The sequence below is a fragment of the Peribacillus sp. NPDC101480 genome (assembly GCF_050277335.1).
In the GTDB taxonomy this organism is placed as follows: Bacteria; Bacillota; Bacilli; order Bacillales; family DSM-1321; genus Peribacillus.
In genome coordinates this window covers 271,818-296,441 of sequence record NZ_JBNNSB010000004.1, presented here as the reverse complement: position 1 = coordinate 296,441, position 24,624 = coordinate 271,818, and the positions used below count along the sequence as shown (strand labels likewise).

At 40.6% G+C, this 24,624-nt stretch carries 25 protein-coding genes; 9 read left to right on the top strand and 16 right to left on the bottom strand.

Annotated elements, in window-relative coordinates; genetic code table 11:
* Positions 1 to 183: 183 nt before the first annotated feature.
* Complete coding sequence (locus ACQKMF_RS15725) at positions 184 to 2,040, bottom strand: SLC13 family permease (protein ID WP_230177602.1); 1,857 nt, start codon at positions 2,038 to 2,040, stop codon at positions 184 to 186.
* Between the two features lie 163 nt (positions 2,041 to 2,203).
* Between ACQKMF_RS15725 and ACQKMF_RS15720 the strand changes: the two genes are divergently transcribed.
* On the top strand, positions 2,204 to 3,067 hold the full coding sequence (locus tag ACQKMF_RS15720; protein WP_427573987.1) for a metallophosphoesterase: 864 nt from the start codon (positions 2,204 to 2,206) through the stop codon (positions 3,065 to 3,067).
* Between the two features lie 169 nt (positions 3,068 to 3,236).
* On the opposite strand, the gene crcB is transcribed toward ACQKMF_RS15720, so the two are convergent.
* Together crcB and ACQKMF_RS15710 are read right to left on the bottom strand one after the other, a co-directional pair.
* Positions 3,237 to 3,599, bottom strand: coding sequence for a fluoride efflux transporter CrcB (crcB, locus tag ACQKMF_RS15715; RefSeq protein ID WP_101224519.1), 363 nt, complete (start codon positions 3,597 to 3,599; stop codon positions 3,237 to 3,239).
* A complete protein-coding gene (locus tag ACQKMF_RS15710) occupies positions 3,596 to 3,976 on the bottom strand; it encodes a fluoride efflux transporter FluC (protein WP_101224518.1) in 381 nt (126 codons plus the stop codon). Before ACQKMF_RS15710 ends, crcB begins: the two co-directional genes overlap by 4 nt.
* Before the next feature lie 164 nt (positions 3,977 to 4,140).
* On the opposite strand from ACQKMF_RS15710, the gene ACQKMF_RS15705 reads away from it, so the two are divergent.
* Both ACQKMF_RS15705 and ACQKMF_RS15700 read left to right on the top strand, forming a co-directional pair.
* A complete protein-coding gene (locus ACQKMF_RS15705) occupies positions 4,141 to 4,452 on the top strand; it encodes a hypothetical protein (RefSeq protein WP_397315031.1) in 312 nt (103 codons plus the stop codon).
* A gap of 290 nt (positions 4,453 to 4,742) precedes the next feature.
* Entirely contained in the window at positions 4,743 to 5,249 is a 507-nt protein-coding gene (locus tag ACQKMF_RS15700; protein ID WP_101224517.1) for a YkyB family protein, read from the top strand.
* Positions 5,250 to 5,303: 54 nt separating this feature from the next.
* Here ACQKMF_RS15700 and ACQKMF_RS15695 read toward each other — a convergent pair whose 3' ends face one another.
* A complete protein-coding gene (locus ACQKMF_RS15695) occupies positions 5,304 to 6,209 on the bottom strand; it encodes a chemotaxis protein (RefSeq protein WP_427573984.1) in 906 nt (301 codons plus the stop codon).
* 352 nt (positions 6,210 to 6,561) lie between these two features.
* Positions 6,562 to 7,536 carry a magnesium/cobalt transporter CorA gene (gene corA / locus ACQKMF_RS15690; protein WP_402941651.1) on the bottom strand — a complete coding sequence of 325 codons (975 nt, stop codon included), beginning with the start codon at positions 7,534 to 7,536 and terminating at the stop codon, positions 6,562 to 6,564.
* A gap of 156 nt (positions 7,537 to 7,692) precedes the next feature.
* Here corA and ACQKMF_RS15685 point away from each other — a divergent pair, with 156 nt between their 5' ends.
* On the top strand, positions 7,693 to 8,841 hold the full coding sequence (locus ACQKMF_RS15685; protein WP_402941649.1) for an aminotransferase A: 1,149 nt from the start codon (positions 7,693 to 7,695) through the stop codon (positions 8,839 to 8,841).
* A 98-nt stretch (positions 8,842 to 8,939) separates the two neighbouring features.
* Here ACQKMF_RS15685 and ACQKMF_RS15680 read toward each other — a convergent pair whose 3' ends face one another.
* The 7 genes from ACQKMF_RS15680 to ACQKMF_RS15650 form a co-directional block, all read right to left on the bottom strand.
* Positions 8,940 to 9,305: a hypothetical protein gene (locus ACQKMF_RS15680; protein WP_034314117.1), complete on the bottom strand. Its 366-nt coding sequence runs from the start codon at positions 9,303 to 9,305 to the stop codon at positions 8,940 to 8,942.
* 64 nt (positions 9,306 to 9,369) lie between these two features.
* Positions 9,370 to 10,239 carry an NAD(P)-dependent oxidoreductase gene (locus ACQKMF_RS15675; protein ID WP_427573982.1) on the bottom strand — a complete coding sequence of 290 codons (870 nt, stop codon included), beginning with the start codon at positions 10,237 to 10,239 and terminating at the stop codon, positions 9,370 to 9,372.
* A 38-nt stretch (positions 10,240 to 10,277) separates the two neighbouring features.
* Entirely contained in the window at positions 10,278 to 11,063 is a 786-nt protein-coding gene (locus ACQKMF_RS15670; protein ID WP_101224513.1) for an SDR family oxidoreductase, read from the bottom strand.
* 307 nt (positions 11,064 to 11,370) lie between these two features.
* Positions 11,371 to 13,089, bottom strand: a complete 1,719-nt coding sequence (gene ptsP / locus ACQKMF_RS15665) for a phosphoenolpyruvate--protein phosphotransferase (RefSeq protein ID WP_427573980.1) — start codon at positions 13,087 to 13,089, stop codon at positions 11,371 to 11,373.
* Positions 13,089 to 13,355 carry a phosphocarrier protein HPr gene (locus ACQKMF_RS15660; RefSeq protein ID WP_034314127.1) on the bottom strand — a complete coding sequence of 89 codons (267 nt, stop codon included), beginning with the start codon at positions 13,353 to 13,355 and terminating at the stop codon, positions 13,089 to 13,091. Before ACQKMF_RS15660 ends, ptsP begins: the two co-directional genes overlap by 1 nt.
* Positions 13,356 to 13,568: 213 nt before the next feature.
* Positions 13,569 to 14,354 carry an ABC transporter permease gene (locus tag ACQKMF_RS15655; RefSeq protein WP_230177609.1) on the bottom strand — a complete coding sequence of 262 codons (786 nt, stop codon included), beginning with the start codon at positions 14,352 to 14,354 and terminating at the stop codon, positions 13,569 to 13,571.
* Positions 14,354 to 14,983: an ABC transporter ATP-binding protein gene (locus ACQKMF_RS15650; RefSeq protein ID WP_427574170.1), complete on the bottom strand. Its 630-nt coding sequence runs from the start codon at positions 14,981 to 14,983 to the stop codon at positions 14,354 to 14,356. Before ACQKMF_RS15650 ends, ACQKMF_RS15655 begins: the two co-directional genes overlap by 1 nt.
* Before the next feature lie 179 nt (positions 14,984 to 15,162).
* Between ACQKMF_RS15650 and ACQKMF_RS15645 the strand changes: the two genes are divergently transcribed.
* Positions 15,163 to 15,948, top strand: a complete 786-nt coding sequence (locus ACQKMF_RS15645; protein WP_427573977.1) for a thermonuclease family protein — start codon at positions 15,163 to 15,165, stop codon at positions 15,946 to 15,948.
* An 851-nt stretch (positions 15,949 to 16,799) separates the two neighbouring features.
* The gene (locus ACQKMF_RS15640; protein ID WP_427573975.1) at positions 16,800 to 17,276 is read left to right on the top strand and encodes a sigma-70 family RNA polymerase sigma factor; all 477 of its coding nucleotides are present in this window, start codon (positions 16,800 to 16,802) and stop codon (positions 17,274 to 17,276) included.
* 63 nt (positions 17,277 to 17,339) lie between these two features.
* On the opposite strand, the gene ACQKMF_RS15635 is transcribed toward ACQKMF_RS15640, so the two are convergent.
* A complete protein-coding gene (locus tag ACQKMF_RS15635) occupies positions 17,340 to 17,534 on the bottom strand; it encodes a hypothetical protein (protein WP_101224508.1) in 195 nt (64 codons plus the stop codon).
* Positions 17,535 to 17,988: 454 nt separating this feature from the next.
* Here ACQKMF_RS15635 and ACQKMF_RS15630 point away from each other — a divergent pair, with 454 nt between their 5' ends.
* Together ACQKMF_RS15630 and ACQKMF_RS15625 are read left to right on the top strand one after the other, a co-directional pair.
* Positions 17,989 to 18,165, top strand: coding sequence for a YkvS family protein (locus tag ACQKMF_RS15630; protein ID WP_064505160.1), 177 nt, complete (start codon positions 17,989 to 17,991; stop codon positions 18,163 to 18,165).
* A 189-nt stretch (positions 18,166 to 18,354) separates the two neighbouring features.
* On the top strand, positions 18,355 to 18,969 hold the full coding sequence (locus ACQKMF_RS15625) for a hypothetical protein (protein WP_427573973.1): 615 nt from the start codon (positions 18,355 to 18,357) through the stop codon (positions 18,967 to 18,969).
* 52 nt (positions 18,970 to 19,021) lie between these two features.
* Here the strand turns inward: ACQKMF_RS15625 and ACQKMF_RS15620 are convergent, their stop codons facing one another.
* The 3 genes from ACQKMF_RS15620 to ACQKMF_RS15610 all read right to left on the bottom strand — a co-directional run bounded on the left by ACQKMF_RS15620 (position 19,022) and on the right by ACQKMF_RS15610 (position 22,888).
* Positions 19,022 to 20,062 (bottom strand): YkvI family membrane protein, encoded by a 1,041-nt coding sequence (locus tag ACQKMF_RS15620; RefSeq protein ID WP_101224506.1) that lies wholly within the window; start codon positions 20,060 to 20,062, stop codon positions 19,022 to 19,024.
* A 477-nt stretch (positions 20,063 to 20,539) separates the two neighbouring features.
* A complete protein-coding gene (locus ACQKMF_RS15615; RefSeq protein WP_427573970.1) occupies positions 20,540 to 22,234 on the bottom strand; it encodes a M3 family oligoendopeptidase in 1,695 nt (564 codons plus the stop codon).
* A gap of 216 nt (positions 22,235 to 22,450) precedes the next feature.
* Positions 22,451 to 22,888 (bottom strand): MarR family winged helix-turn-helix transcriptional regulator, encoded by a 438-nt coding sequence (locus ACQKMF_RS15610; RefSeq protein ID WP_034314147.1) that lies wholly within the window; start codon positions 22,886 to 22,888, stop codon positions 22,451 to 22,453.
* A 156-nt stretch (positions 22,889 to 23,044) separates the two neighbouring features.
* Between ACQKMF_RS15610 and ACQKMF_RS15605 the strand changes: the two genes are divergently transcribed.
* Positions 23,045 to 24,538: an ATP-binding protein gene (locus tag ACQKMF_RS15605; protein WP_427573968.1), complete on the top strand. Its 1,494-nt coding sequence runs from the start codon at positions 23,045 to 23,047 to the stop codon at positions 24,536 to 24,538.
* Positions 24,539 to 24,624 lie beyond the last annotated feature (86 nt).

Sequence of the window (24,624 nt, the reverse complement as noted above, 5' to 3'; positions counted from 1 at the left end):
AATTACGAAAACACCAATATGCCAAAATTATACCATTAGTTTCCGGCATTGATAATAAATAATTTTAATTCCTACTGAACAACTCTTTTTTCAGAACATTAAAATACCCGTTCATCCTATCGTTTTGAAAAGAAATACATTGAAAAGGCATTGTCCATAAATGGAACAATGCCTTCAGTCTGATCAAAAAGGGAAGAACCACGGAATTGTGATCACCATGATAACACCAATGAAGATCTGTATGGATATCCCGATCATGATAAAATCTTTATGCTTGTAATCACCCGCAGTCATGACAAGCGCGTTGGTAGTGGCAACCCTTGGAGTGGATAACGCCAAACTTCCAGCAACGGCAAGGCATAGAAACACAGGAAGCGGATCGATTCCTTGATTCACCGCAGATGTCAGGGCAATGGGCGTCATGATTACCGTCGCGGCTCCATATGGGATGAATTGGCTCAGTATCAGTGTCAGGAGGTAAAAGACCGCCAATATGCCGTGTGCCCCGATATTACTGAATAAAACGGCCAGCCAATCACTTATCATTCTCACTCCACCCGTATTATCCAAAGCAGCCGTTATTCCGAACATGGCAGCAATCAAGAGAACAGGTTCCCAGTTAATCTTTTGGTAAGCATCCTCCATCGAACGGACACAGCCAGTGATCACCATCAACAATGCTGCAGTCAGTACCGATAATACAGCAGGGACGGACTCCATCGATAAAAGAATGACCATCAATGCAGTGATTCCCAAAGCGATCCATGCTTTCCCCCTGGAGTTGACCGGAGAGCCATCTTCTGAAGTACTTCCAATAACGATGACATCCTGTAAATCCGAGGAAATCCTCTCAATGTTCTCCCATTCTCCATGTATCAGGATTGCATCTCCCGGTTTCAAGCGTTCCGTTCCGACATCCGCTTGAATATATTCGCCATTCCGATTGATTGCCAGCACATTACATTGGTATTTCTCGCGAAAATGCACATCTATCAAGGTTTGATTTTCATAATCCGAATTCGGGACGATCAATATTTCTGTCAATCCAAATCTACTGCTAAGAAAATGTTTCTTTATTTGTTCTGTATTGAAATGTTTAAACTCCAGTTCATAGTTAAGTGCCAACCTCTCGACTGCTTCTTCTTCTCCAAACACCAAAATGACATCTTCAGGATGAAGAACTTCATCCGCCCTGGCTGAAATCGTCAGCTGTCTTTGCAGCAGCGGCAATTGTTTGTCCTTTGGCTTCCGCTGGATTTCAATCAAAGTCAATTCATACTGAATAGGAAGCTGGAGGTCTGACAGCCTTTCTCCAACAATATCGGAAGTAGCGGGTATGTGCAGATAATGCAATCGGTCATACACTTTGTACATGCCGGCAAGCTCCCCTGCAGACAGTCCCTTGACACTGTTATTCGCGGCAATCGTTTTCTCGGGAAGCAACAGGCGCCCGAGTGTCAACATGAAGAATAACCCTGCTGCAAAGGCGATTAAGCCAACAGGTGTAAAGTCGAAAAATTCTAAAGTCCCTATTCCGTTTTGCCGTAATACATCAGCGACGATCATATTGGAGGGAGTACCGGTAAGTGTTAATAGCCCCCCAATACTGCTGGCATAGGCAAGGGGCAATAAATACCTTGTCGGACTTGTTTTTTGTTGTAAGGCCATGCTCATAACGAGCGGAAGCAGTATGGAAACAATTCCTGTTCCGCTTAGGAATGCACTTAATATTCCTGCAGTCAGCATGACGATAAGCAGCGATTTCCATTCACTGCCCCCACATAAACCCAACAACTTATTTCCTGCCTTTTCCACGATTCCTGAATTTAACAGGCCGGCACCGACGATAAATAGCCCAGCCAGCATGATGACCACTTGATTCGCAAACCCGGCCACCAGTTCATCCAATGTAAGAATCCCCAATAAACCCAGTATGGAAAGTGCACTAAGTGCAATTAAATCAGCTCGAAATTTTCCTTGTATAAAAAGCGCAATGGCGCATAGAAGTATAATCAGTGTAATAAACATTGGTTCGGTCATCATGTTACCTCCGTATAGATGTTCAATTTCAAACCGGATACGGTTTCATCAAACCCCAGTTTACATGTTTTTCATAGGCTTATAGAAGATATTTTCTTCAATTTATGTATATTGTTTGTTAGTATGAGGAAGTAACATTTTTATATTAGATAGGTTGATTAATTTGAATAAACCCATATCAAGAAGAACATTCTTAAAGAAAAGTCTTGGTACATTGGCTACCATAACCGGTTTAGGTATTGGCGGAAACTATTATGCCCATAATTTGGAGCCGAAATGGTTAGAAATCAAGCACAAAATCATCAGACACCCGCTTATCCCAAAAAGTTTTCATGGCATGAAAATGGTCCAATTCAGTGATACGCATTTAGGCTTTCAATTTCAGCTTAAAGATTTACAAGCAATTGTCAATAAGATAAATCAACTGGACCCTGATATTATTTTTTTTACCGGAGATTTAATGGACCAGCCTAATAAATACAAGGCTCACCAGAAAATCCCTCTCGTTTTGAATCAGCTCAAAGCGCCGCTTGGAAAGTTCAGCATCTATGGCAACCATGATCATGGGGGATATGGCTCAGAAATTTACAGTGATATCATGGAAAAATCCCATTTTACCATGTTGCAGAATACCTCAGCTAAGATAACCTTATTAACGGCTGAAGAAATAATCATTGCCGGGGTTGATGATGCCATGCTAGGAAAGCCGGATTTTGAAAAAGCCCTTTCCGGCATCCCGGAAGAAGTGTTCACCATTATGCTTTCACATGCCCCTGATCTTGCCGACATATCAAGGACTTACGACATCCAATATCAAATAAGCGGTCACAGTCACGGAGGCCAAGTACAAATTCCGTTTGCCGGTGCCCTTGTAACTCCTCCATACGCTGAAAAGTACCGGGAAGGCACATATGAAATCGATTCATTAACGTTACATGTTAATAGAGGGCTTGGCACTACCCGTCTCCCCTATCGTTTTCTTTCACGTCCGGAGTTGACTGTTTACGAATTACAAGCCGAAAAATGATAGAAAACGAAAACAGGGGAAAACCGCCAGACTTATTAACAAAACCTGTGCGGATAAAACAACTTGTTGCCATGTATCATTTATAATGGACTCCTATGAATTATAGCATTAGAAGTATATCGAGAAAACCAGGTCTTTTTTACCAGAATCAACGGTAATGCCATAAAGGTTATACCATACTTAAATAGCCACACAGGAAAGTGCCGATACACCCTAAAACAGACACCGTTATATAGATAAGGCTATCTATATAACGGTGTTTTCTAATAAGTTCAAGCGTTTCCATACTGAATGTCGAAAAGGTCGTAAAAGCACCCAGAAAACCTATCGTCAGAAAAACCTGCAAAGATAAAGCCCAGCTCTCTTTTTGCGGAAACACCAATCCCAGCCCAAAGGAACCTAAAAGGTTAATCAGTAAAATGCTAATGGGTATAGAGACCGCTGGCAAAAGCCTATTAAAAATAATCTGCAAGACATATCGGGAGGCCGCCCCAAAAAAACCTCCTATAAAAACAGAAAGAAACTCAATCAAAGCGAGTCACCTCTTTGTCTATTAAAAAGGCCCAGTCCGAGGAAACCAGCGACCAAACCAAATAAAAGCGTAGCTCCAAGATACAGTCCCGCCAATGGCAGAGAAGTCTGCAGTAGATTAACCACTTCTTGGGAAAATGTGGACATCGTGGTGAAGCCGCCGCAAAACCCGCTGCCCAGCACTAAAAAAACAAGCGACTTCTTTTTCGCGGCGAAATAGCCATTGATCATTCCAAGCAAAAAGCTGCCTACTATATTTATCAATAGGGTTCCAAACGGGAAGAAGGAATGGCCAGCAGTCAAGATTACGCAATAACGCAATATTGCTCCTGCCGCTCCTCCAAAACCGACTGCAAAGATGCTTTTTAATCGATCCATTTAGGTCCCCCCGAATTTTTTTCTCATAAGTAGACTCATTATAACAGATTAAGATGAAACAGGCTCTTTTCTTAAAATAAACCATACTATGTAAAGAATTTGAGAAAAGGAGGCTAATTATGCAAACACAGTATTTTCCTTACTACCACTATCCACAGACCATGATGCTACAGAACGAATACAGAAATTCATATGGGAATGAATATGGACCTGAATATTGGAATGACGAGCGCTTCTTTCCTTTCTTTCCTCTATTGGCGCCTGTAGCTTTTGTTGCAGGATTGGCAATTGGACCGTTGCTATTCAATAACCGTCCACCTGTCTATCCTCCATATCCTCCTCCATACCCGCCCGCTTACCCTCCTTACCCTGCTTATCCAGCTTATCCTGCTTATCAAGGCTTTCAGGGTTACCAGCAACAACAATTCGGCGCACAGGCTGGGGTATCCGAAAATATCAATATATACACTCAATAAGGATTGCACAGAAGGCGACATTGAACGCCTTCTTTTTCTTGGACCAAAAGCCGTCAGATTGAATTTTACTTCACTATATATTTTGAAGTGGTATAATATGAAAATGAATAGAAGGTAAAGTGTTAGGAAATGATGGTCATACCTTAGAGATGTACATGCATTGTTTTTTCACTATTTCTGCCTGGTTGCGCACACGTCTCTATTTCAACCAATATATAAGAACAGGTTTTGATTGAAGGACGTCTGTTTGTAACGTCCTTCTAACCTTATTAAGAAAAGGAGTTTCCATGATGAACCAAACGAAAGGACATTCTGAAAGGGATGAGTTTTCGATTAACTCCATTGCCCAAGCCGTGTTTATTGTCAATAAACATGCAAAGACTGCATTGGAGCCCAAAAATTTATATAATTTAAAACGGCTCGCATTAAGCAAGCTTATGCAAGAAGGAAAAGCGAAGAAGATTGGACTTCATTTCTCTGATAACCCTCGCTTTGCAGCACAACAATCCGACGTCATCGTCGAATGCGGATCATATGTTTTTCATTTACCTCCAACTAAGGAAGATTTGAAAAAACTACCCCACCTCGGCAGCCGGGCAGCCTCCATACGGAACCCTAAAGCCGCATTGTCTTTATCCAAGGCAAAACAGATCCTGCAATCTTACGTTGGACAAGCAGGTGAAAAACAACCTAACCCTACCAACACCGAGAAAAGGGCTCACGGGCGTGGGTCGGTCAAGCAACCTTTCCACAATCCATTTCCATCCTCCTTTTTAGGAAAAGGTTCCAAGTATTAATCATTGATAAACCAAACGGGCCGTGAGGAAATGCCTCACAGGCCCGTTTCACATTCATAATACCAATCTGTCTATCAACTTTATTAGCTCTGCAATTTCTGGCTTGCTGATCTGTGCGTCAGCCCCTACGACCTGCCCTTTATGACGCAGGCTGTCCGTAATCAAAGAAGAGAAAATAATCACCGGCAATCCAGCGAGTTCCCCGTTTTCCTTTATTCTTCTAGTCAAATGATGCCCATCCATTTGAGGCATCTCAATATCGGTAATCACCAGTTGCACTTCTTCTTCAACCACTTTTCCTGAATCAATTAAATTCTCCAGATAATTAAATGCATCAAGTCCATTTTCATAAAACTCCAAGTACTTGAACCCAGCTTCTGACAATGTATCAATCAGCAGCTTCCTCAGTAATGGAGAATCTTCTGCAATCAGGATTCTCTTGTCTGAATTTTGCCGGATACCAAGCTTTTTAACCTGTTGGATGTTTATTCCTGATTCTGGATTGATTTCGACCATTATTTTTTCAAAATCGAGTAACAGTAACATGTCACTATTTAATTTTATTACTCCGATAATCTGACTTTCAAGGCCTTGATACATATCTGAAGGCTTTTCGATTTGTGACCAGGAAATACGGTGGATCTGTGTTACGGTATGGACATGGAAAACCACTTTTTGCTGATTGAATTCAGCCACTATGAATTTATCCTGCTCAGGAGTTTCAGATGGCGGAAATCCTAAAGCATCCGCCACATTCACAACCGGCAGGACTTCTCCGCGAAGCTCAATGATCCCCTCCACATTTGGATGCGAATGCGGGACTAGCGTAATGGGGACAGGATTGATGATTTCCTTCACCTTAATTACGTTAATGCCGAATTTATTATTTCCGAGACCGAATTCCACTATCTCAAGTTCATTCGTTCCACTTTCAAGTAATATTCCTTTATTTGCTTCCATTGTTTCATCCCGCCCTTCTACTTATTCATTTCATAATCCATAAATCATTTAACCGCTAGGAAAAATACCTTGGTTTCATCAATGAACTCATACCTAATAATTCGGTTAAATATTTCTTTTGTTTAGGGCACAGCTAAAAAAAGAATCAAGAAGTGATTATTTATTAATACCAAACTAAAAAGGGACCCATCAGAGTCCCTTTTTCCATTCTCATTATTCACCACTGCCATACCGGCCATCATATCGATCGTAAGGCTGTCTCTTCGATAAAAACCTCCATATTGGGTGGATCAGCAATAACTCCTTGCAGCCCTTCTAAACCCACTTAAAATAGCAGGTCAGTTGGGTCTTTTCATCTCCTTCGCGACCTTTTCTTTGGATTGAGCCATCCTTTTTTAACAAAGAATAAAAACATCATCAAGGCAATTCCGCCCATCATTCCAAGAATGAGGAAATAGCCATAATGCCAATTTAATTCCGGCATATATTCAAAATTCATCCCGTATACGCCCACTATGAAGGTCAGCGGCATGAAAATGGTAGTGATGACAGTCAATGTCATCATCGTTGAATTCATATTATTAGAGTTCACAGACAAATAGCTATCTCGGATATCTGACGAAAAATCTCGATACGATTCAAGCATTTCAGTCAATTTAAGAAGATGATCGTACACATCATTAAAATAAAGGTGCTGATCCTTCAAGTAATTCAGACGCTCTGATGAGATCATTCTGTACAATAAATCACGCATCGGCAATATGGTCCGACGGAGCTTGGACATATCTGTACGTAAATCGAAAAGCTGATCCATCAATTCGTTAATCGTGTCATTTTCAGTATTTTCCTCAATGCTGCCCAATTCGCTTTCTATTTTATAAACAGGCGGGAAAAATTCATCGACGATCCTGTCAATTATCCTATGCATCAAGAAAAAGGGACTTTGCTTCAACATTTTATTACCAGCAATTTCTTCCCATACTTTTTCCAGTTCAAGCATGTCTTCCTTATGAAAACTGACTATCCATTTTTCACCAACAAACATATCCAATTCCACTGCTTTAAATACCTTCTCCCTTAGAGCATGTATCACAAGAAATTGGTAGCCCTCATAAAAATCCATTTTGGGACGTTGGTTAAAATCATCCAGGCAGTCTTCGATTGCCAGCGGATGAAAGTGAAAATGCTTGGTTAAAAGTTCGATTTCCTTGTTTGTGGGGTTGGAAAAATCCACCCAGTACCACTCGATATCCGAATTATTCATTTCGGTTAGCGGTAAACCAAAACTGACTTCATGATTAGAAGTTATTGCGCAAGTCCTTATCATATGTATCAACCCTCAAAATTTTCTTATCATACATTATACCTTTAATTCATTAATCTCAAAAAGTTTTCTCCCCCTCCAAACTAAATGATAAAATAGAATGAATGAGTCAAACATTGTACATAATTCATGTAGTAAGAAAAGGGAGGATATTCATAGATGGAACATTTAATAAACCCTCTAGTAAAAGACGTTAAAATATCAGGAATCCGTAAATTCTACAATATGGTAGCTGATATCGAAGGCACCATTTCCTTAACGATAGGACAGCCTGACTTTCCAACTCCGATGCATATTAAACAAGCTGCAAAACATGCCATCGATAATGACTATACCGTTTATACACACAATGCGGGCTATTTGGAATTACGGGAAGCCGCTTCAAATTATGTAAAGGATAAATACAAGCTTAACTATGATCCGGAGAATGAAGTGATAGTGACCTCTGGTGCCAGCGAAGGCATAGACATTACGTTCCGGACGATCCTCACCCCAGGGAACGAAGTAATATTACCGGGTCCGGTATATCCGGGATACGAACCCATCATAAAGATGTGCGGGGCAACACCTGTTTATGCCGATACAACAAAAAATGGATTTCGTTTGACTGCTGATATACTTGAAAAATACATAACTGAGCATACCCGGTGCATCGTTCTGCCCTATCCATCTAATCCGACCGGGGTTACATTATCTGCCGAAGAATTATTGGACATTGCCGAACTTGTCAGGGGCAAGGACATCTTCATATTGGCTGACGAGATATACAGTGAACTGGTATTCGATCAGGAGCATGTTTCGATTGGCACTTTCTTAAAAGAACAAACCATCGTCCTGAACGGACTGTCCAAGTCCCATTCCATGACCGGGTGGAGAATCGGCCTTCTGTTTGCGCCTGCAGCCATCTCTCAGCATCTCCTGAAGGTTCACCAATACAATGTGACCTGTGCCACCTCCATATCGCAGAGAGCTGCCTTGGCAGCATTGACGGCAGGCAGAGATGATGCAATCCCCATGAAGACTGAGTATGCACGGAGACGGGAATACGTATTCAGCCGCTTACAAGCGATGAATCTGGAAGTAGTCAAACCAAATGGTGCCTTTTACTTTTTTATAAAGCTGCCTGAAGGCTATGCCTCTTCGCTTGATTTTTGCCTTAAGCTTGTTCAACAGGAAAAAGTGGCAGTGGTCCCTGGAGATGCATTCTCTCCCCTTGGTGAAGGGTACTTCAGGATATCTTATGCATATTCCATGGAAACCCTTGAAAAGGCTTTGGATCGTATTGAGGCTTTTTTAGCCATAAAGTAACCGAAAATAAAGCGGCCTTCAATTGAATGAACAATTGAAGGCCGTTTTCCTATTTTCAAAGTTGTATGCTACCGAAGGTTTTTCACCAAGTCAGTCAATTAATACAACCTCCGTAAGAAACGAATTTCCCGATATCCCTCTTCCTTATTTGTCGTGGTAAGGCTCACTTCAACGATTGACCCAAGTAAATCAGCCATCACTTCTTCAAATTCCTTTGCGGAGCGCGGCTTTGAAAAACCTAAACTCTTCAATTCGCGCATCAGGATCTGAAAACCGGCATTCGTTTCGATATGACTGAATTTCACCGGCAGTATCAGCGGACTTTCATTCATTAATTTCAGATCCCAACGAATGGGCTTTGTTTGGTGAATGGTTTTTTCTCGCTTAAAACCTTCAATCCTTACAATATATCGACCATCTTCCAATTCCTGGAATTTCATATTGATATCATCGAATTCGCCCATAGCTTTCACTCCTTTTTGTAAAGGCTGTCGCTATCAGCTTATTCATGATATAGAAATGCTAGCACTAATTATAATGTTTATATAATGCTTGTGTACCGCTATTTTCCTCGCCAGCTTCTGCAAGCCCCTCATATAGGGATTTGCTTAGGCTTAATCCAGGAGCGTCCATTCCCATTCTTTCCGCTTCATCAAGTGCAATCATCATATCCTTGATAAAGTGCTTGATATAAAAACCAGGTTCAAAATCCCCTTCAACCATTCGCGGCACAAGATTGGACAGTGACCAGCTTCCGGCGGAACCCGATGATATGCTCCTTAAAACCCGGTCCGGATCCAACCCGGCCTTTTTGGCATAGGAAATCGCTTCAGTCACTCCGATCATATTGGATGCAATGGCGATTTGATTGCACATTTTCGTATGCTGTCCTGAGCCAGCCGGGCCTTGATGGACAACATTGCTGCCAATGATATCAAAAATGGGCAGGACAGCTTCAAATGCCTCACTAGACCCGCCGACCATGATCGTAAGCTTCGCATCACGAGCACCGATATCTCCTCCGGAAACCGGTGCATCCAATGATTCCATGCCCCTTTTCTTGGCTTCTTCTGCAATTTTCACTGCCAAAGATGGAGTGGATGTCGTCATATCGATTAAATGGGTTCCTTGTTTCCCGTTCTCGATAAGCCCATTTTCCCCCAGATAGATTTCTTCCACATCATTAGGGTATCCCACCATGGAAATGATCACATTGGCTCTCTGCGCAATTTCCTTTGGTGCAGATGCCCACTTCGCTCCCTGTGAGAGCAGCTCACTTGCCTTATCTTTCGTCCTTGTATAAACAAACACCTCAAATCCCGCCTTAAGAAGATTTGCGGCCATGCTTTTTCCCATAACTCCTAAACCTATGAAGCCGATCACTTTGTTCGATTGCATATTGCAGATTCCTCCCAATCATTTTGTTTCAAAAAGTCTTAAATGGACTTTATCATTCCTCCGTCAACTAAATACGACTGGCCCGTTAAATATGTATTAGCACCTGAAACAAGGAAAGTAACGAACCTTGCAAATTCCTCGGGTTCCCCATAACGGCCAAGAGGGATTTTGTTAATCGATTGTTCAGTCACCTCCTCAGGAGTGACGCCTTGTTTCTCCGCATTCATTTCATCAAGGTGCTGAACGCGGTCTGTTGCGATTCTTCCTGGACCGACTGTATTGATCAAAATCCGGTCCGGTGCTAATTCTGAAGCTAACGTCTTTGACAATCCAACGATTGCCGTCCGGAATGTATTCGATAATATCAATCCTGGAATTGGTTCCTTAATGGATGAAGAAGCAATATTAACGATTTTCCCGCCCTGTTTTTTTAAATGTGGCAAGCTTTCACGGATCGTCCTGATGAAACTTAGTAAATTAAGTTCGAAGGATTGTTGCCATTCTTCATCATTGAAATCCGTAAATGAACCCCCTGGAGGACCTCCAGCGTTATTAATAAGAATGTCGATACCGCCGAATTCCTCAGCAGTTTGCCCAACCAGGCTTTTAATATCTTCAGCTTTTGTTATATCCGTTACCTTATAAGAAACTTTCCCCGTCCCAAGCTGCGATAATTCCCTTTGTACGGCTGCAAGCTTTTCTCCATCACGGCTTGCCAGCATGACATTTGCCCCTTCCTTAACCAATTCAGCTGCCATAGCCTTCCCCAAACCTTGACTTGAAGCTAAAATCAATGCATTTTTCTTTTCCAAATGTAATTCCATATAATATTTAACCTCCATTTTCTTAAAATCATAATTCCATTATATCGTCATAACCGTAAAGTGAAAAATCTGAATAATCATTATTGTGATTTTTATTTACAAAAAATAGCCGGTTGGATAAACCAACCGGCGTCAAAGGGGGAAATGAGAATGTCAGCTGCCCTAATAGAGCTAAACAACTGTGCTTGCTTTTTATTTACCCCCATTTTGAAGCAATAAACATTTATTCTCAAATAATCAAGCAAGAATTACAGGACAGCACCCCATCCGAAGGTTCTGTGGATGGGGTGCGTTTTTCCTGATATATTTATTTCTTCAAAGCGTTAACTACCGCTTCTTTCACATTATCATTCGTATCCAGCCCTAAAACTTCCTGAGATAGTTTTTTCATCTCTTCAAGTGAAAGTTGGCTAATTAGAGAACGTGCTTTTAAAATCGAAGTGGCACTCATTGAGAATTCATCAAGGCCCAATCCGATCAATATCGGTATGGCAATTTCATCTCCAGCCATTTCCCCGCACATTCCGGCCCATTTCCCTTCTTTATGAGCTGCATCTATTACCATTTTAACCAGGCGTAAAATCGCTGGATTGTATGGTTGATATAAATAGGATACTCTCTCATTCATTCGGTCAGCGGCCATCGTATATTGAATCAAGTCATTAGTGCCAATGCTGAAGAAATCGACTTCCTTAGCAAAAATATCCGCCATCACTGCAGTTGAAGGGATTTCAACCATGATTCCGACTTCAATTTTTTCGGCAACTTGAATGCCATTATCAAGCAATTCCTGCCTAACTTCAGCCAAAACGGCTTTAGCTTCGCGGAATTCAGCAAGCGTGGCAATCATCGGGAACATGATTTTCAAATCTCCGTAAATGCTTGCACGAAGCAGGGCACGGAGCTGAGTCCGGAAAATCTCCTGCTCATTTAAGCATAGGCGTATAGCACGGTATCCAAGGAAAGGATTCATTTCCTTAGGAAGCTCTAAATATGGCAGCTCCTTGTCCCCGCCAATATCAAGCGTTCTGACGACTACAGGCTTACCTGACATTCCTTCCAGCACCGCTTTGTATGCCTCGAACTGTTCTTCTTCACTTGGAAAGTCATTTCTGCCCATATAAAGAAATTCCGTACGATATAACCCGATGCCTTCACCGCCATTTTGATGAACGCCCTCAAGATCTTTCGGCGTACCAATATTGGCTGCCAATTCCACATGATGGCCATCATTTGTAACGGTTTTTTCATTAACCAGCTTAGCCCACTCAGCCTTTTGCATGGCATAGGCTGAGTGCTCCTCTTCGTAGCGTTTCACGAGTTCAGGAGTAGGATTGATGTGAACTTCACCCTTTAGCCCGTCAATTATGACCAAGTCACCATTTTCAATGGACGAGGTCACTGACTTCGCTCCAACGACTGCTGGAATTTCCAATGAACGTGCCATTATGGCTGAATGGGATGTACGTCCACCAATATCTGTCGTAAATCCTTTAACATATGCCGGATTCAACTGTGCTGTATCGGATGGAGTCAAATCCTCCGCAATGATGATCACTTCTTCAGCAATCATGCTCGGATTAGGAATATGAACACCTAAAAGATGTGACAGAACCCGTTTCGTGACGTCACGGATATCCGCCGCACGTTCCTTCATGTATTCATTATCCATTTGTTCAAACATATTAATGAACATGCTTGCGGTTTCATTTAAGGAAAACTCAGCGTTGACGCCTTCTGATTGTATTTTATCCTGAATTGGAGTGATAAGTTCCGGATCAGCCAAAACAAGCAGGTGCGCGTCAAAGATTGCGGCTTTATCGGCCCCTAAATCTTTTTCGGCTTTATCCCTGATTATCTCCAATTCATTTGTTGATTTTTGAATAGCTTCCTTAAAACGGGATATTTCAGCCCCGACATCTTCTATGCTTCTTTTTTCAATCGATAAATCTGGCTCAGTCAGTCGATAGGCTTTAGCGATGGCTATTCCGTTTGAAGCTGCTATTCCACTAATCAAAGTGGACATTATTCTGCTAATCCTTCTCTGTTTAACGTTTCAGCAAGTGTGTTTAGTGCATCATTTTCATCGCTTCCTTCAGCAGAAATCGTAATTTCCGCCCCTTTGCCAATACCTAGAGACATTACACCCATAATGGACTTAAGGTTCACTTTTTTCTCTTTATAAGCAAGGTTTATTTCTGAATCAAATTTTCCTGCAGCTTGTACAAGCAATGTAGCCGGACGAGCGTGAATTCCTGTTTCTGCAGTTACTGTAAATGTTTTTTCTACCATATAAATCAATCTCCTTTAAGATAAATTAACAAAAATAGGTTATGTAAGGGGTTTTCTCCATCCATCAGGAAAGAAACGAAAAAAAGAAATGCCCTTTTCCTTATCAGGATAGCATTATCATTCCCAACAAACAAACCAAAACTATTGGTACCTACAAAATAGTACAAAAATATAGAAGGAACTGCAACTATTACTTTTCAGATTCTTCAATGTTTAAATGGACAGCTGTGCATTTTTGGTAAAAAAAGCCCTGAAACTCAGCATAATGAAAAGGACCACCGTTAATGAAACACTTCCGAGAATCCCGATTAGTATCGCAATCTGGTACTCAATAGCGATTAGCGGGCTTATCCCCGACAGGATTTGCCCTGTCATCATTCCTGGGAGGAAGATAATCCCCATCCCGAGCATATTGTTCAAAGTCGGGAGCACTGCCGAGTCGAATGCAGCATCCACATATTTCTTAACAGCCCTCGCTGGAGTCGCTCCAAGCATCAGCATCGCTTCTACCTTTTCACGATTACTGCTAATCCCATCATGGAGGTTTTTAAGCGCCAATGTCACTCCTGTCATCGCATTTCCCACGATCATTCCAGCAATTGGAATGAAATACCTCGGCTCATACCATGGGGTGAAATGGATCACGACCACATTAAAATAAAACAAGGCAGCCATGGGACCTGATAACATACTTAGGATAACCATCCTTTTGATTTTCTTATTAAGTGTATGGGACACTTGCTTAAAAATATTATGGATGGAAAACAGGGACATCGCACATAGAAATCCCAAAGAAAGTAAAGGGTGGGGATTTTCAAAGATATATGTCAAAACATAACCGGCGAGAACGAGTTGGACCGTCATCCGTACCGTAGCGAGCACGATTTGCTTTTCCCGTGAAATCCCGCGCCATTTCACGATTATGAGCAGGATTACTACAAACACGTAGGCCGCACAAAGACGCCAGAACTCAATATCTATTATCCCATTCGCCTCCATTAATAGTCACCCTCCTTCGCCTTTTTCAGAACGATCCTCTTTTCAGCACAGATGTCCGCAAGCTGTTTTGAATGGGTTATCATGATGACCGTTCCTTTTTCCCGCTTTACTTCTTCTAAAAAACGGCTCATGACCGTCAGCTCGGCTTCCTCATCGAGAGCCGAGGTCGGCTCATCCAGTAAATACACCTCGGGTTTCAATAAAAGTAGCCTCGCCAGTGCCAGCCTCTGTTTCTCCCCGCCAGAAAGATTCTCCGCCCCCTCGTCTAAAGACTTCTGCAACTGGACGGTTTCAAGTGCTTTAACCAATTCGGCTTTATCCTTTTTTTCCTTTTCTGTCAATTCCAGGCCAATCTGAAGATTTTCTTCAATCGTACCAGGTAAAGTGAACGGTGCCTGGGAAAGCATTGTGACTTTACGCCGGAGCTCTATCGGGTTGAATTTATCCAGCAGCTGATCCTGATAATAGATCGAACCGCTATCCGGGTCATCCATCCTGTTCAATAATCGGAGCAGTGAGGTTTTTCCTGCACCGCTTTCGCCAGTCAAGCAAGTAACCATACAAGCGGGTATTTTCAAATCATCAATTTTCAAAATCCCTTTATACCTAATATTTTCAAGCCTAAATATCATTTTGCACGCCTGCCTCCCTTACTCCACCATATCATTATAAGAAACTATCATGATACGGGGTAGCGATGCATGTAAAATTTTTCATTTTCTTTCGCTTTTTTATGGGTTAGTATTAGTCCTGCCGAATATATCCATGACGGACGTGGAAAACACCTTAATAAATGGGGGGACTTATCATGAACGGAAATTCCTTGTTACATTCTTATCTGAATGTTTTTCTCCTGACTGCACTTTGCCTGATTACGTTGTCTGGCTGCCAGGCAGCATCAGATGATCAGATTAATCAATCCAAACAGGAAGATTCAATTTCAAATGAAGAAAAAGGCAAGACATTCACAGCCGAGATCATCAAAGTTGTTGACGGAGATACAGTAAAAATCAAAATGGATAATGGAAATGAAGAAACGGTCAGGCTCCTTTTGGTAGATACTCCAGAAACCGTGCACCCATCCAAGCCCGTTCAGCCTTTTGGACCTGAAGCAAGCAAGTTCGCCAAGGAACTCATGCCTGCGGGCTCTGAAGTGGAAGTAGAAACCGGCATAGGTGAAAGGGATAAATACGGCCGGCTGCTGGCCTATTTTTATGTTGATGGCAAAATGGTGAATAAACTCCTGCTGGAAAAAGGACTGGCAAGGGTAGCTTATGTTTATGCACCGAACACGAAATATCTTGAAGAATTGGAAGATACTCAGAAACAAGCCCAAAGAGACGAAATCGGTATTTGGTCTATTGAAAACTATGCAACTTCAAAGGGGTTTGATGATTCCCAGTCAAAAGAAGTAACAGTGGAAAATCCGACTGGATCTTGCAGTAACCCGCAAATTAAAGGGAATATAAACTCTAAAGGCAATAAAATATATCACATTCCTTCGGGCCAATATTACGAAATAACTAAACCAGAAGAAATGTTTTGTACCGAACAGGACGCACAGGATGCCGGTTTCCGAAAATCGCAAAGTTAACAAATTCAACGGTTTATCAATATGCCCGCTTCCGAACTCGCATTTGGAAATTTTTAGGGGTAATACAAAATGAAATACAACCAAAAATATTTCGTTACTGCTTTTCTCCCCCGCTTCCTTATTTTTAAAAACTAAATGATGATTTGGAAAATTACACATCTTTAAATGTACAGACTGCAGGCAAATTAAAAGAAGATCCGTTTGCCTGCAGTTTTTTATTTTAAAAAGATCCAGCGGATTTCAGAAATCCGCTCCCTTTCCGCCGTCTGCCTGCCTCCATCCAGATAGTTTCCATCATATGTATAATAAGCAAAAAAACAAGTAGGAACCTATTTTCCTTTAAAATAATGGTCGGGGTGAGAGCCTTTCGAACCTTCGTTATTATCTAGTTTGTAGACAAAAGGTGTTCTATCTTTTAAAACATATTTGATTGGACCGGAAGGCGTGAGACTCCTGCGGGAAAAGCGAGTGCCCTACCAAATTTTACACCCCCCCAAAAAAAGTTTTATATTCACAATTCGGAATGAGACCTTTCCAAACACCCTTTTCTCGACAAACGGAGCATTCATGTGTATGGCTTTACATTGAATGAAGAGGAAAAACTAAAAGAAATAGTAGTGAATTGTTTCGGCACATCCAATATCAGGATGTGTTTTTTTCATTTGGTCACCTTTTTCAAGATTATCTGAATCTAGTTTTTCCCTTCAATAAGGTTCTTTTCAGCTCCCTTAAAACCCACTTTTTCCCCCTCCATTTTTCCGTTACGCATTTTGGCTATATATGATCGTTTTATTTATGGTAGAAGCACCCGGGAATACAGAAAAGTGCACTTTCTAAAGGTGACTTGCTTAATGGAAGATTTCTCAGCACTAACGAAGGAATTCACCCCGATGATCCATCATATTATCCGCTCACTTTCCATCTATAAAAATAAGGAAGAATATTTTCAAGTAGGCTTGATTGCTTTATGGGAGTCATTGGGGAATTTCAATGAGGAATACGGAAAATTCTCCAACTATGCCTATACGGTAATCAAAGGCAAAATTCTGAACGAATTAAAGCATCATCATAAATATGAGATCCGCACTGAGCCCTTTGATTCCTTCATATTAGAGATTAAGGATCCTTTTACGATGCATGAAGAGGCCTTTGCCATCGATAATATCTTAACCTACACGGAAGGATTGACACTCAATCAGCAACGCTGGCTTTTACAGACATACCTCGAAAATAAAACAGTGTCTGAAATCGCTGAGGTCTATCAAGTCACTGCAGCAGCCGTCAAATCATGGAGAAGGTCCGCTTTAAATAAATTAAGGAACAAGTGATTTTTCTATTGTAAATAATTTGGGGTGGCTCAATCATGAGCCACCCCAAATTATTTACATCGATTAACTTCTCGCTTCTTCTAAATACGTATAAATTATCACACCGTTATGTTGGGCATTCCCCCGAAAATGTTTAAAGTCTTCCCTTTTAACAAGAATCTCACGAAAAGCTAAAAATTCTTCTTTTGTTATCCTGAATTCATCCATTTCCCGGTTCGCCAGTTTATCGAGTACTTCTTTTGCTTCATCTGCATTCATCATATTATCCTCCTTAATTATCAAATGTTCCATCATATTCAGACAGGAGAAATTCCGTTTTCATTTTAACATAAGCATGCCACTAAATATAAATCAGAATTTTTTGAGGCCCTCTTGCTACATTATTCTTTACGTATGCTTTAAAATAGTGCAAACTGTATAGTAAAATATCATAATGTAAAATGATTGGCATATTTTGTACATAGAATTACATACTGGTACGTATAACTGCGTTTGCAATATATACCAAATTATGCCACATCATTACAGCTGGTCCATTTCAAGAATCGCACCTCCCTTTAAAAGTTTAGCTTACTGTACCGACATGAGAGATAACTAATTCTCTTACTGGCACTTCCCACGTCAAAATCTAAACGGCAAGATGTTCGAATAATCCAATTACTCCATAGTTACTTTTTGATCATTGGAAACAAAATGGGAAAGGATGATTACCATGAAGAAAGCGGAAGTTGGAAATATCATTGAATTTAGAGAAGGCTTAAAAGGAATCGTCGAGAAAGTGAACGAGAACTCAGTAATCGTGGACGTCACGTATATGGAAAATTATCGTGATTTGGAACTCGAACAGAAAACCGTCGTCAACCATAAAAATTATAAAATCATAGGTTAATACAAAACGGGATGGTTTCTCTATACCATTCCGTTTTTACTTTTTAGCAAGCGTATGAATTGATTCTTCAGTTTTTTGTAACCATTTCCATTTTACTCCGTCTAATTCATTAAAGGGCAAAACACTTGTATGTGGTGCAACATATCCAAATTCAGATTGGAATTTCTATCAGAAAGATGAGGGAAACAAATGACTCGTTGGACACGTTATATTGGCTGTGTCACATTCGCCGCTATTCTGCTGACTGGCTGCGGTACGACCACAGACGAAAATGCAGATGAGCCACAAGAAGGTTCAGTAAAAGAGGGGAACGAAGGCAATACCTCTCAAGGAGATAATCGTAATAACAAAATAAGACTGATGGAGCAAAACCTGCAATATTCAATTAACGGGGAAGCAAAGGAAAAAACAGCGTTCTTAAAAAAAAGTGATAATCAACCGTTCAGCCTTTATGTTTTGCAACAATTCAGATTAAGTGCCGAAGAACCTGGAAAGGATATTGTGTTCCTGACTGAAGATGACTCCATTTATATGAGAATAGAACTATTGAAGACGGATGTCAATTGGGATGAGGTGGAAAAAAATGTTCAATCCCAGCTGGAAAGCATTTCAGAAACGATTAGGGATCCTTCACTTGAAATCGAGGGCGGCACGGGATTTGAAGTGGAAAGTGGGGATGATGTGATCACTTCCATATTGCTCAAGGATGAAAAAGCACCCGTCCGCTTAACTATGTTCACAAAAAAAGATCGAGATTACCGGGATGCTTTTCTAGAGATGGCTAAGACGCTGATGAAAGGATGAACATTGATTCCCCCCTGATGCGGAGGGCTAAGTTCAGGCCCCCCGTTCTTCATCACTCCTTCCCCGCCTTGCTTTTCCAGACCAGAATTAAAAAAAGGAGGCTTATGTATCCAAAAACCGGATAAATATATCCTAGTAACCTTCCATAGCCGAATTCACTAATGATCAAAGCTATTAAAAAAATCACCGCTATGATCAGCATGCTTGGCAATTTAATATAACTGCTGATTTGCCTCTGTAATCCATATATGTTTCCGATGACCGAAGTGAATATCTCCCCGTAAATCACCAAAATGAACATCCAATATAACTGACTGGCTGCCGTTCTCATAATAACTGCTGAAGGAATTTCATAACCATTCACGTCAGGAAGTGTCATAAGTGAAAAATGCCCCGTCAATAAAATGATCGTAAGGAATATCCCTCCAAGGATTGCTCCATGTTTAATGACCTTCTCATCTCGAACTTCATAAGCAACCGGAACCAGCACAGCCTGTGCCAAAGCAAGGTTAAAGGCTGTATAGGCAAATGGTGATAAAAGCATTTTCACGGTGATCACTTCATCTGGAACTTTTGTAAGGGTCTTAAAGAAATCCCCATTACCCAAAGTCGAGAAAAAAAGGATCAAACTAAAACAGATCATGATTGGTACAACAAACGAGTTCACAGTGAAAACACCGCGCATGCCCATCATCAGGACCAAGGATGCCAGTATGATCGTAGACCAACTTCCTATACTTTTAGACACGCCAAGTTGTTCTTCGAAAACGGCTCCAGAGCCCGAAATCATGACAGCTGTCACCCCTAAAAGCATGATAAGGAAGAAGATGTTGATGATTCCTGCTATTTTCCTGCCAAAAAGAAATTGATTGAACTCCTCATAAGAAGATGCTCTGATCCTTGCGGAAATGAGCATGATTTTCGTTCCAGTGAAAATGAAAATATAACCTGCTATTAAAATCCCGATAAAACCATAAAAGCCATAACGGGTAAAAAACTCGACAATCTCTTTTCCAGTTGCAAATCCTGCACCGACGACTGTGCCTACATAAACCGCTGCAATCTGAAAACTCCCTGACCACCTTGACAGCATACTCTCCCCTCCTCCCTACATTTATATGTAAGGAAGAGACATTTAAGACAAGCCGAGTAATATTCCTTTCGTCGGCTGTTTTTTTCCTGGGTTACTTCCTCTCATTGTGCAGTCTGAAACTCCTCATGCATTTCACTGTGAATCATCATTCCGAACGTATGAAAGATTTTAAAAAACGCTTGGAATAATCTCCAAGCGTTCAGACTGTAAACAAATTAATAAAAGTTCCAATTGATTTCAGAAATACGCTCCCTTTGCCGCCGACTGTCTGCCATGCCGCATCAAAGCAGGCGCCTGTGGGGTCTCGGCTAGTCAGTAATTCGGCAGGAGTGTCGCAAAATTTCTTCAATCCAATAATAAGGTTTCTTTCTATATAAAAAAGTGTTCATGAAGGATAACCAAGTCTTCTTTTATAATCATGGTTCGGAGTTAGACCATTCCTTCAAGTATCCAGTTCGTATCATCAAGCCTTATATTTCATAATGCCTTATCATCTACAGTGGAGAGCCATTCGTCTATCACCTTCACAACGGACTCTACAGTCCCGTCAACAAATGGGGATTTCAGATTCGCAGATTCAACGAGATCAAGAAAAGACTTGCTGCCTCCAAGTTGGCACAGATTCAAATAATCCTCCCAAGCCGTTTCATCTTTTTCAGTCGACCTTTTCCAGAATTGGAAAGCACAAATCTGGGCCAATGTATAGTCGATATAATAAAAAGGTGATTGATAAATGTGGCTTTGCCGCTGCCAATACCCGCCATTCTCCAAGAATTCATTTTCTTCATAATCGCGATGCGGCAAATATTCCATCTCGATCTTACGCCAAGCCTGCTTTCTTTCAACTGGTGAAGCATCAGGATTTTCATAGACAAAATGCTGAAATTCATCAACAGCCACCCCATACGGAAGGAATATGAGGGCACCGCTTAAATGGGAAAACTTATACTTTTCCGTATCTTCCTTGAAAAATAGCTCCATCCATGGCCAAGTTAAAAATTCCATGCTCATCGAATGGATTTCACATGCTTCATATGTGGGCCAATAATACTCAGGAATGTCAAGATCACGGCTGCGAAACACTTGGAATGCATGACCTGCCTCATGTGTCAAAACATCTATATCCCCGGAAGTTCCGTTGAAATTGGAAAAGATGAATGGAGCTTTATAGTCTTCTATAAAAGTACAATAGCCTCCGCTCTCTTTTCCTTTCTTCGCCACAAGGTCCATCAGGTCATTATCTATCATATAGTTGAAAAACTGATTCGTTTCAGGCGAAAGCTCCTTGTACATCTTTTTCCCGTTTTCGATGATCCACCCGGCATCGCCTTTTGGAGTGGCATTACCCGTTCTGAAATGAAAATTCTCATCATAATAGTTCAGGTTCTCCAATCCAAGACGTTCGCGCTGACGTTCCTTCAGCCGGGTGACAAGCGGTACCACTTCCTCTTTCACCTGCTTGCGGAATGAAGCAACCATTTCAGCATCATAATCAGTCCTTGTCATTCGATAATACCCAAGTTCCACGAAATTCCCATAACCGAGGGCTGTCGAAATTCCATGCCTCACCTTGACAAGGTCGTCGAATATACGATCCAATTCCTCCTGCTTTTCTTCAAAGAAACCGTAATATGCCTCACTTGCATTTTTCCTTAATTCACGATCCGAGGACTCCATAAAAGGCTGAAGCTGCGCTAGTGTTAATTCTTTTCCATCAAAGGGGATTTTTGCAGAGGCAATCAATTGTGAATATTCGCTTGATAATTTATTTTCTTTTTGCAGCTGTGGTATGATTTCGGGCGAAAAAGTTTTGAGTTGGGCATCTGCCAGGTCAAATAGTTGAGTTCCCCATTTCAACTCAAGCTCCTTGCGATATTTCGAGCGAACGAGTTCATTGTAAAATTTGGAGGTTAACTCTTCCATTTCAGGGGAGAAGTCATCTAAATAATCATTCTCCGCTTTATAAAAATCATCATTGGTATCAATGGAATGCCGTATATAGACCAAATTAAACATCGTACCTACATAATTTCGAATTTCATTTATTTCTTCCATGGCTTTTATTTGTGCATCGGCATTAGCAGCGTCAGTAAACTTTTCCAAAGCTTTCATGAACCGTGTTTTAATTTCATCCATTTCAGGACGTTTATATTCATACTCATTAAATTTCATATGTACGCTCCTTTTCACGATATAAAAACATTTTTTTCCTGTATAATCCAGAGTAACAGTTTCCAATCCAGGTCACATTCATCATTGTCACGGTTATCGTAATATAAAAATTCGCCACAGCGTTATTAAAAACCTCTATGTCCCCGAAACAAATTCAGGTTTTATCAGACATAAAAAAACCAGCACCTGCAGTCAATCCGGGTGCTGGTTCTTTAGCTAATTTTGGGCGGAATACCCAATCTTTTTAAGCAATTCGATCACGGTGGCCTTTTCATCTTGCGTAAGTACACTCATGATATCATCGATTCTTTTTTCATGCTCAGGAAATACTCCTTCAATGAAGGCCTTTCCTTTATCCGTTATTTTTGCAAAGGTTACACGGCGATCCTCTTTACATGCAATTCGCTGTAGATATTCCTTCTGTTCAAGTTTATCCACAACATAGGTAATGCTGCCGCTCGCCAGCAGGATCTTTCCGCCTATTTGCTGAAGAGGCTGATCCCCTTTATGATAAAGTAATTCCAGTACTGCAAACTCTGTTGGATTCAAACCCTCTTCAGCTATATGTTTATTTACTACATCATTAATGGATCGATGAGCTCTAGACATCACGATAAACAGTTTCAAAGACTGTTGGATGTTATTATTCTCCATAACTTCACAACCTTAAAAATTTTTAATTAAAATATCTTGAATTAAAAGTTATTATATGACATAAAGACTTCTTTGTCAATCTGCCCTGTTAGTATGCACTATTGTTTAATCAATCATTTTGATATACTTGAAAAAAAAGCTAAAGTAGTGACAAACATGAAAACAAGGCATAAATTCACCACATATCTACTTATTGTTATTTTACCATTAATTTTTCTCTCTATCATTTATTGGATGCATTTAGATCGTTCCATTCAAAAAGAAAGACAGGAACAAGCTAAATGGGCGGGAACGGTTTATCAAGAATACATAGATCAAGTTATCAGTGAAACGAAGGAAAGCCTTGAGCTGCTTAGCCTTAGCAGTTCCATGCTTTATATGGATGACAAAAAAACAGAACTTCTTTTGAAATGGATCAAAGATACAGATTCCAGGTATGCAGGAGTGTATTGGCTAAATCGCGACGGTGTGTCCATTTCAGGGACGAATAAGAATTTCCATCATAACTATTTAATTGAACAGAATGATATTGAGCGTGCCTTAAAAACTCAAAAAGCGGTTGTTGCAGAAACAAATGAGCTACATAGCCATGATTTTAATTATTTTTCCATTTTTGCTCCCATTCTGGATCAAGATAGAAAAGTGCAAGGATTTTTATTAGCACAAATCAGACTGGATCATATGGAAAAAAGATTAAAGATCCTTAACCCCGGTCATACCTTTAAATTGGAAACAAAGGACAAAACCCGAATTATAGATATGAATGCCGAAGGATTCACTGGACATTCAAAATGGGTGGATTTCCCTTTGACCGAAGTCGATTGGACACTGTCGGTCAAAGTGCCCGATAAGATTAACACAAATAACATGAATGTTTTTTTAATGCTTGTCTTTTTCACCTTCTTTTTTACTCACATGATCTATATCATCGTGGAGGAACTGATCGTTCGCAGGAATACCAAAAAACAAAAGTTACTAAACGAAAGCCAAAAAATAGATTTTGTCGGTACTTTAGCTGCCAGTACTGCACATGAAATAAAAAACCCACTTACCGGCATAAAGGGGCTAGTGCAATTATTGGTTGAAAAACACCCTGAAGAACAAGATCAGTTCTATTACTCTGTCATCATGAAGGAAATTGAACGGATCAATAGCATCGTCAGCGAATTTTTAATTTTAGGGAAGCCAATGGCCCAGACTTTATCCTTATATGATATTCGCAGTATCATTGCTGAATTGAGACCAATAATAGAATCAGAAGCACGTCACTTCAATATTGAAGTGGAATGGAATATCATAAAGGAGCCGATCCGGGTTCATTGTACAAAGGACCAACTCAAACAAGTCATTCTTAACATTGCCAAAAACGGTTTCGAGGCCATGGAAGTTGGGAAAAAGTTAAAGATTCAAATTCACCATGAAAATGAATGGGCTAAAATCATGATCATCGACACCGGGCAAGGACTGAATGAAAAAGATATAGATAAAGTGTTCGATCCCTTCTATACATCGAAAAAGGAAGGAACCGGATTAGGGCTATTTGTGTGTAAACGAATTATTGAATCTTTTAACGGTACCATCGAGTTTTCAAGTAAATCTCAAATCGGTACAACCGTTACAATCAGCTTACCGCTGATAAAACATTCATAGCAATACATTGAAGGGTTTCATTTTTTTATGAAGACTAGTAACGATTCCGATTTATTTTAAGATGTCATGCATACGGTGCATGCCTC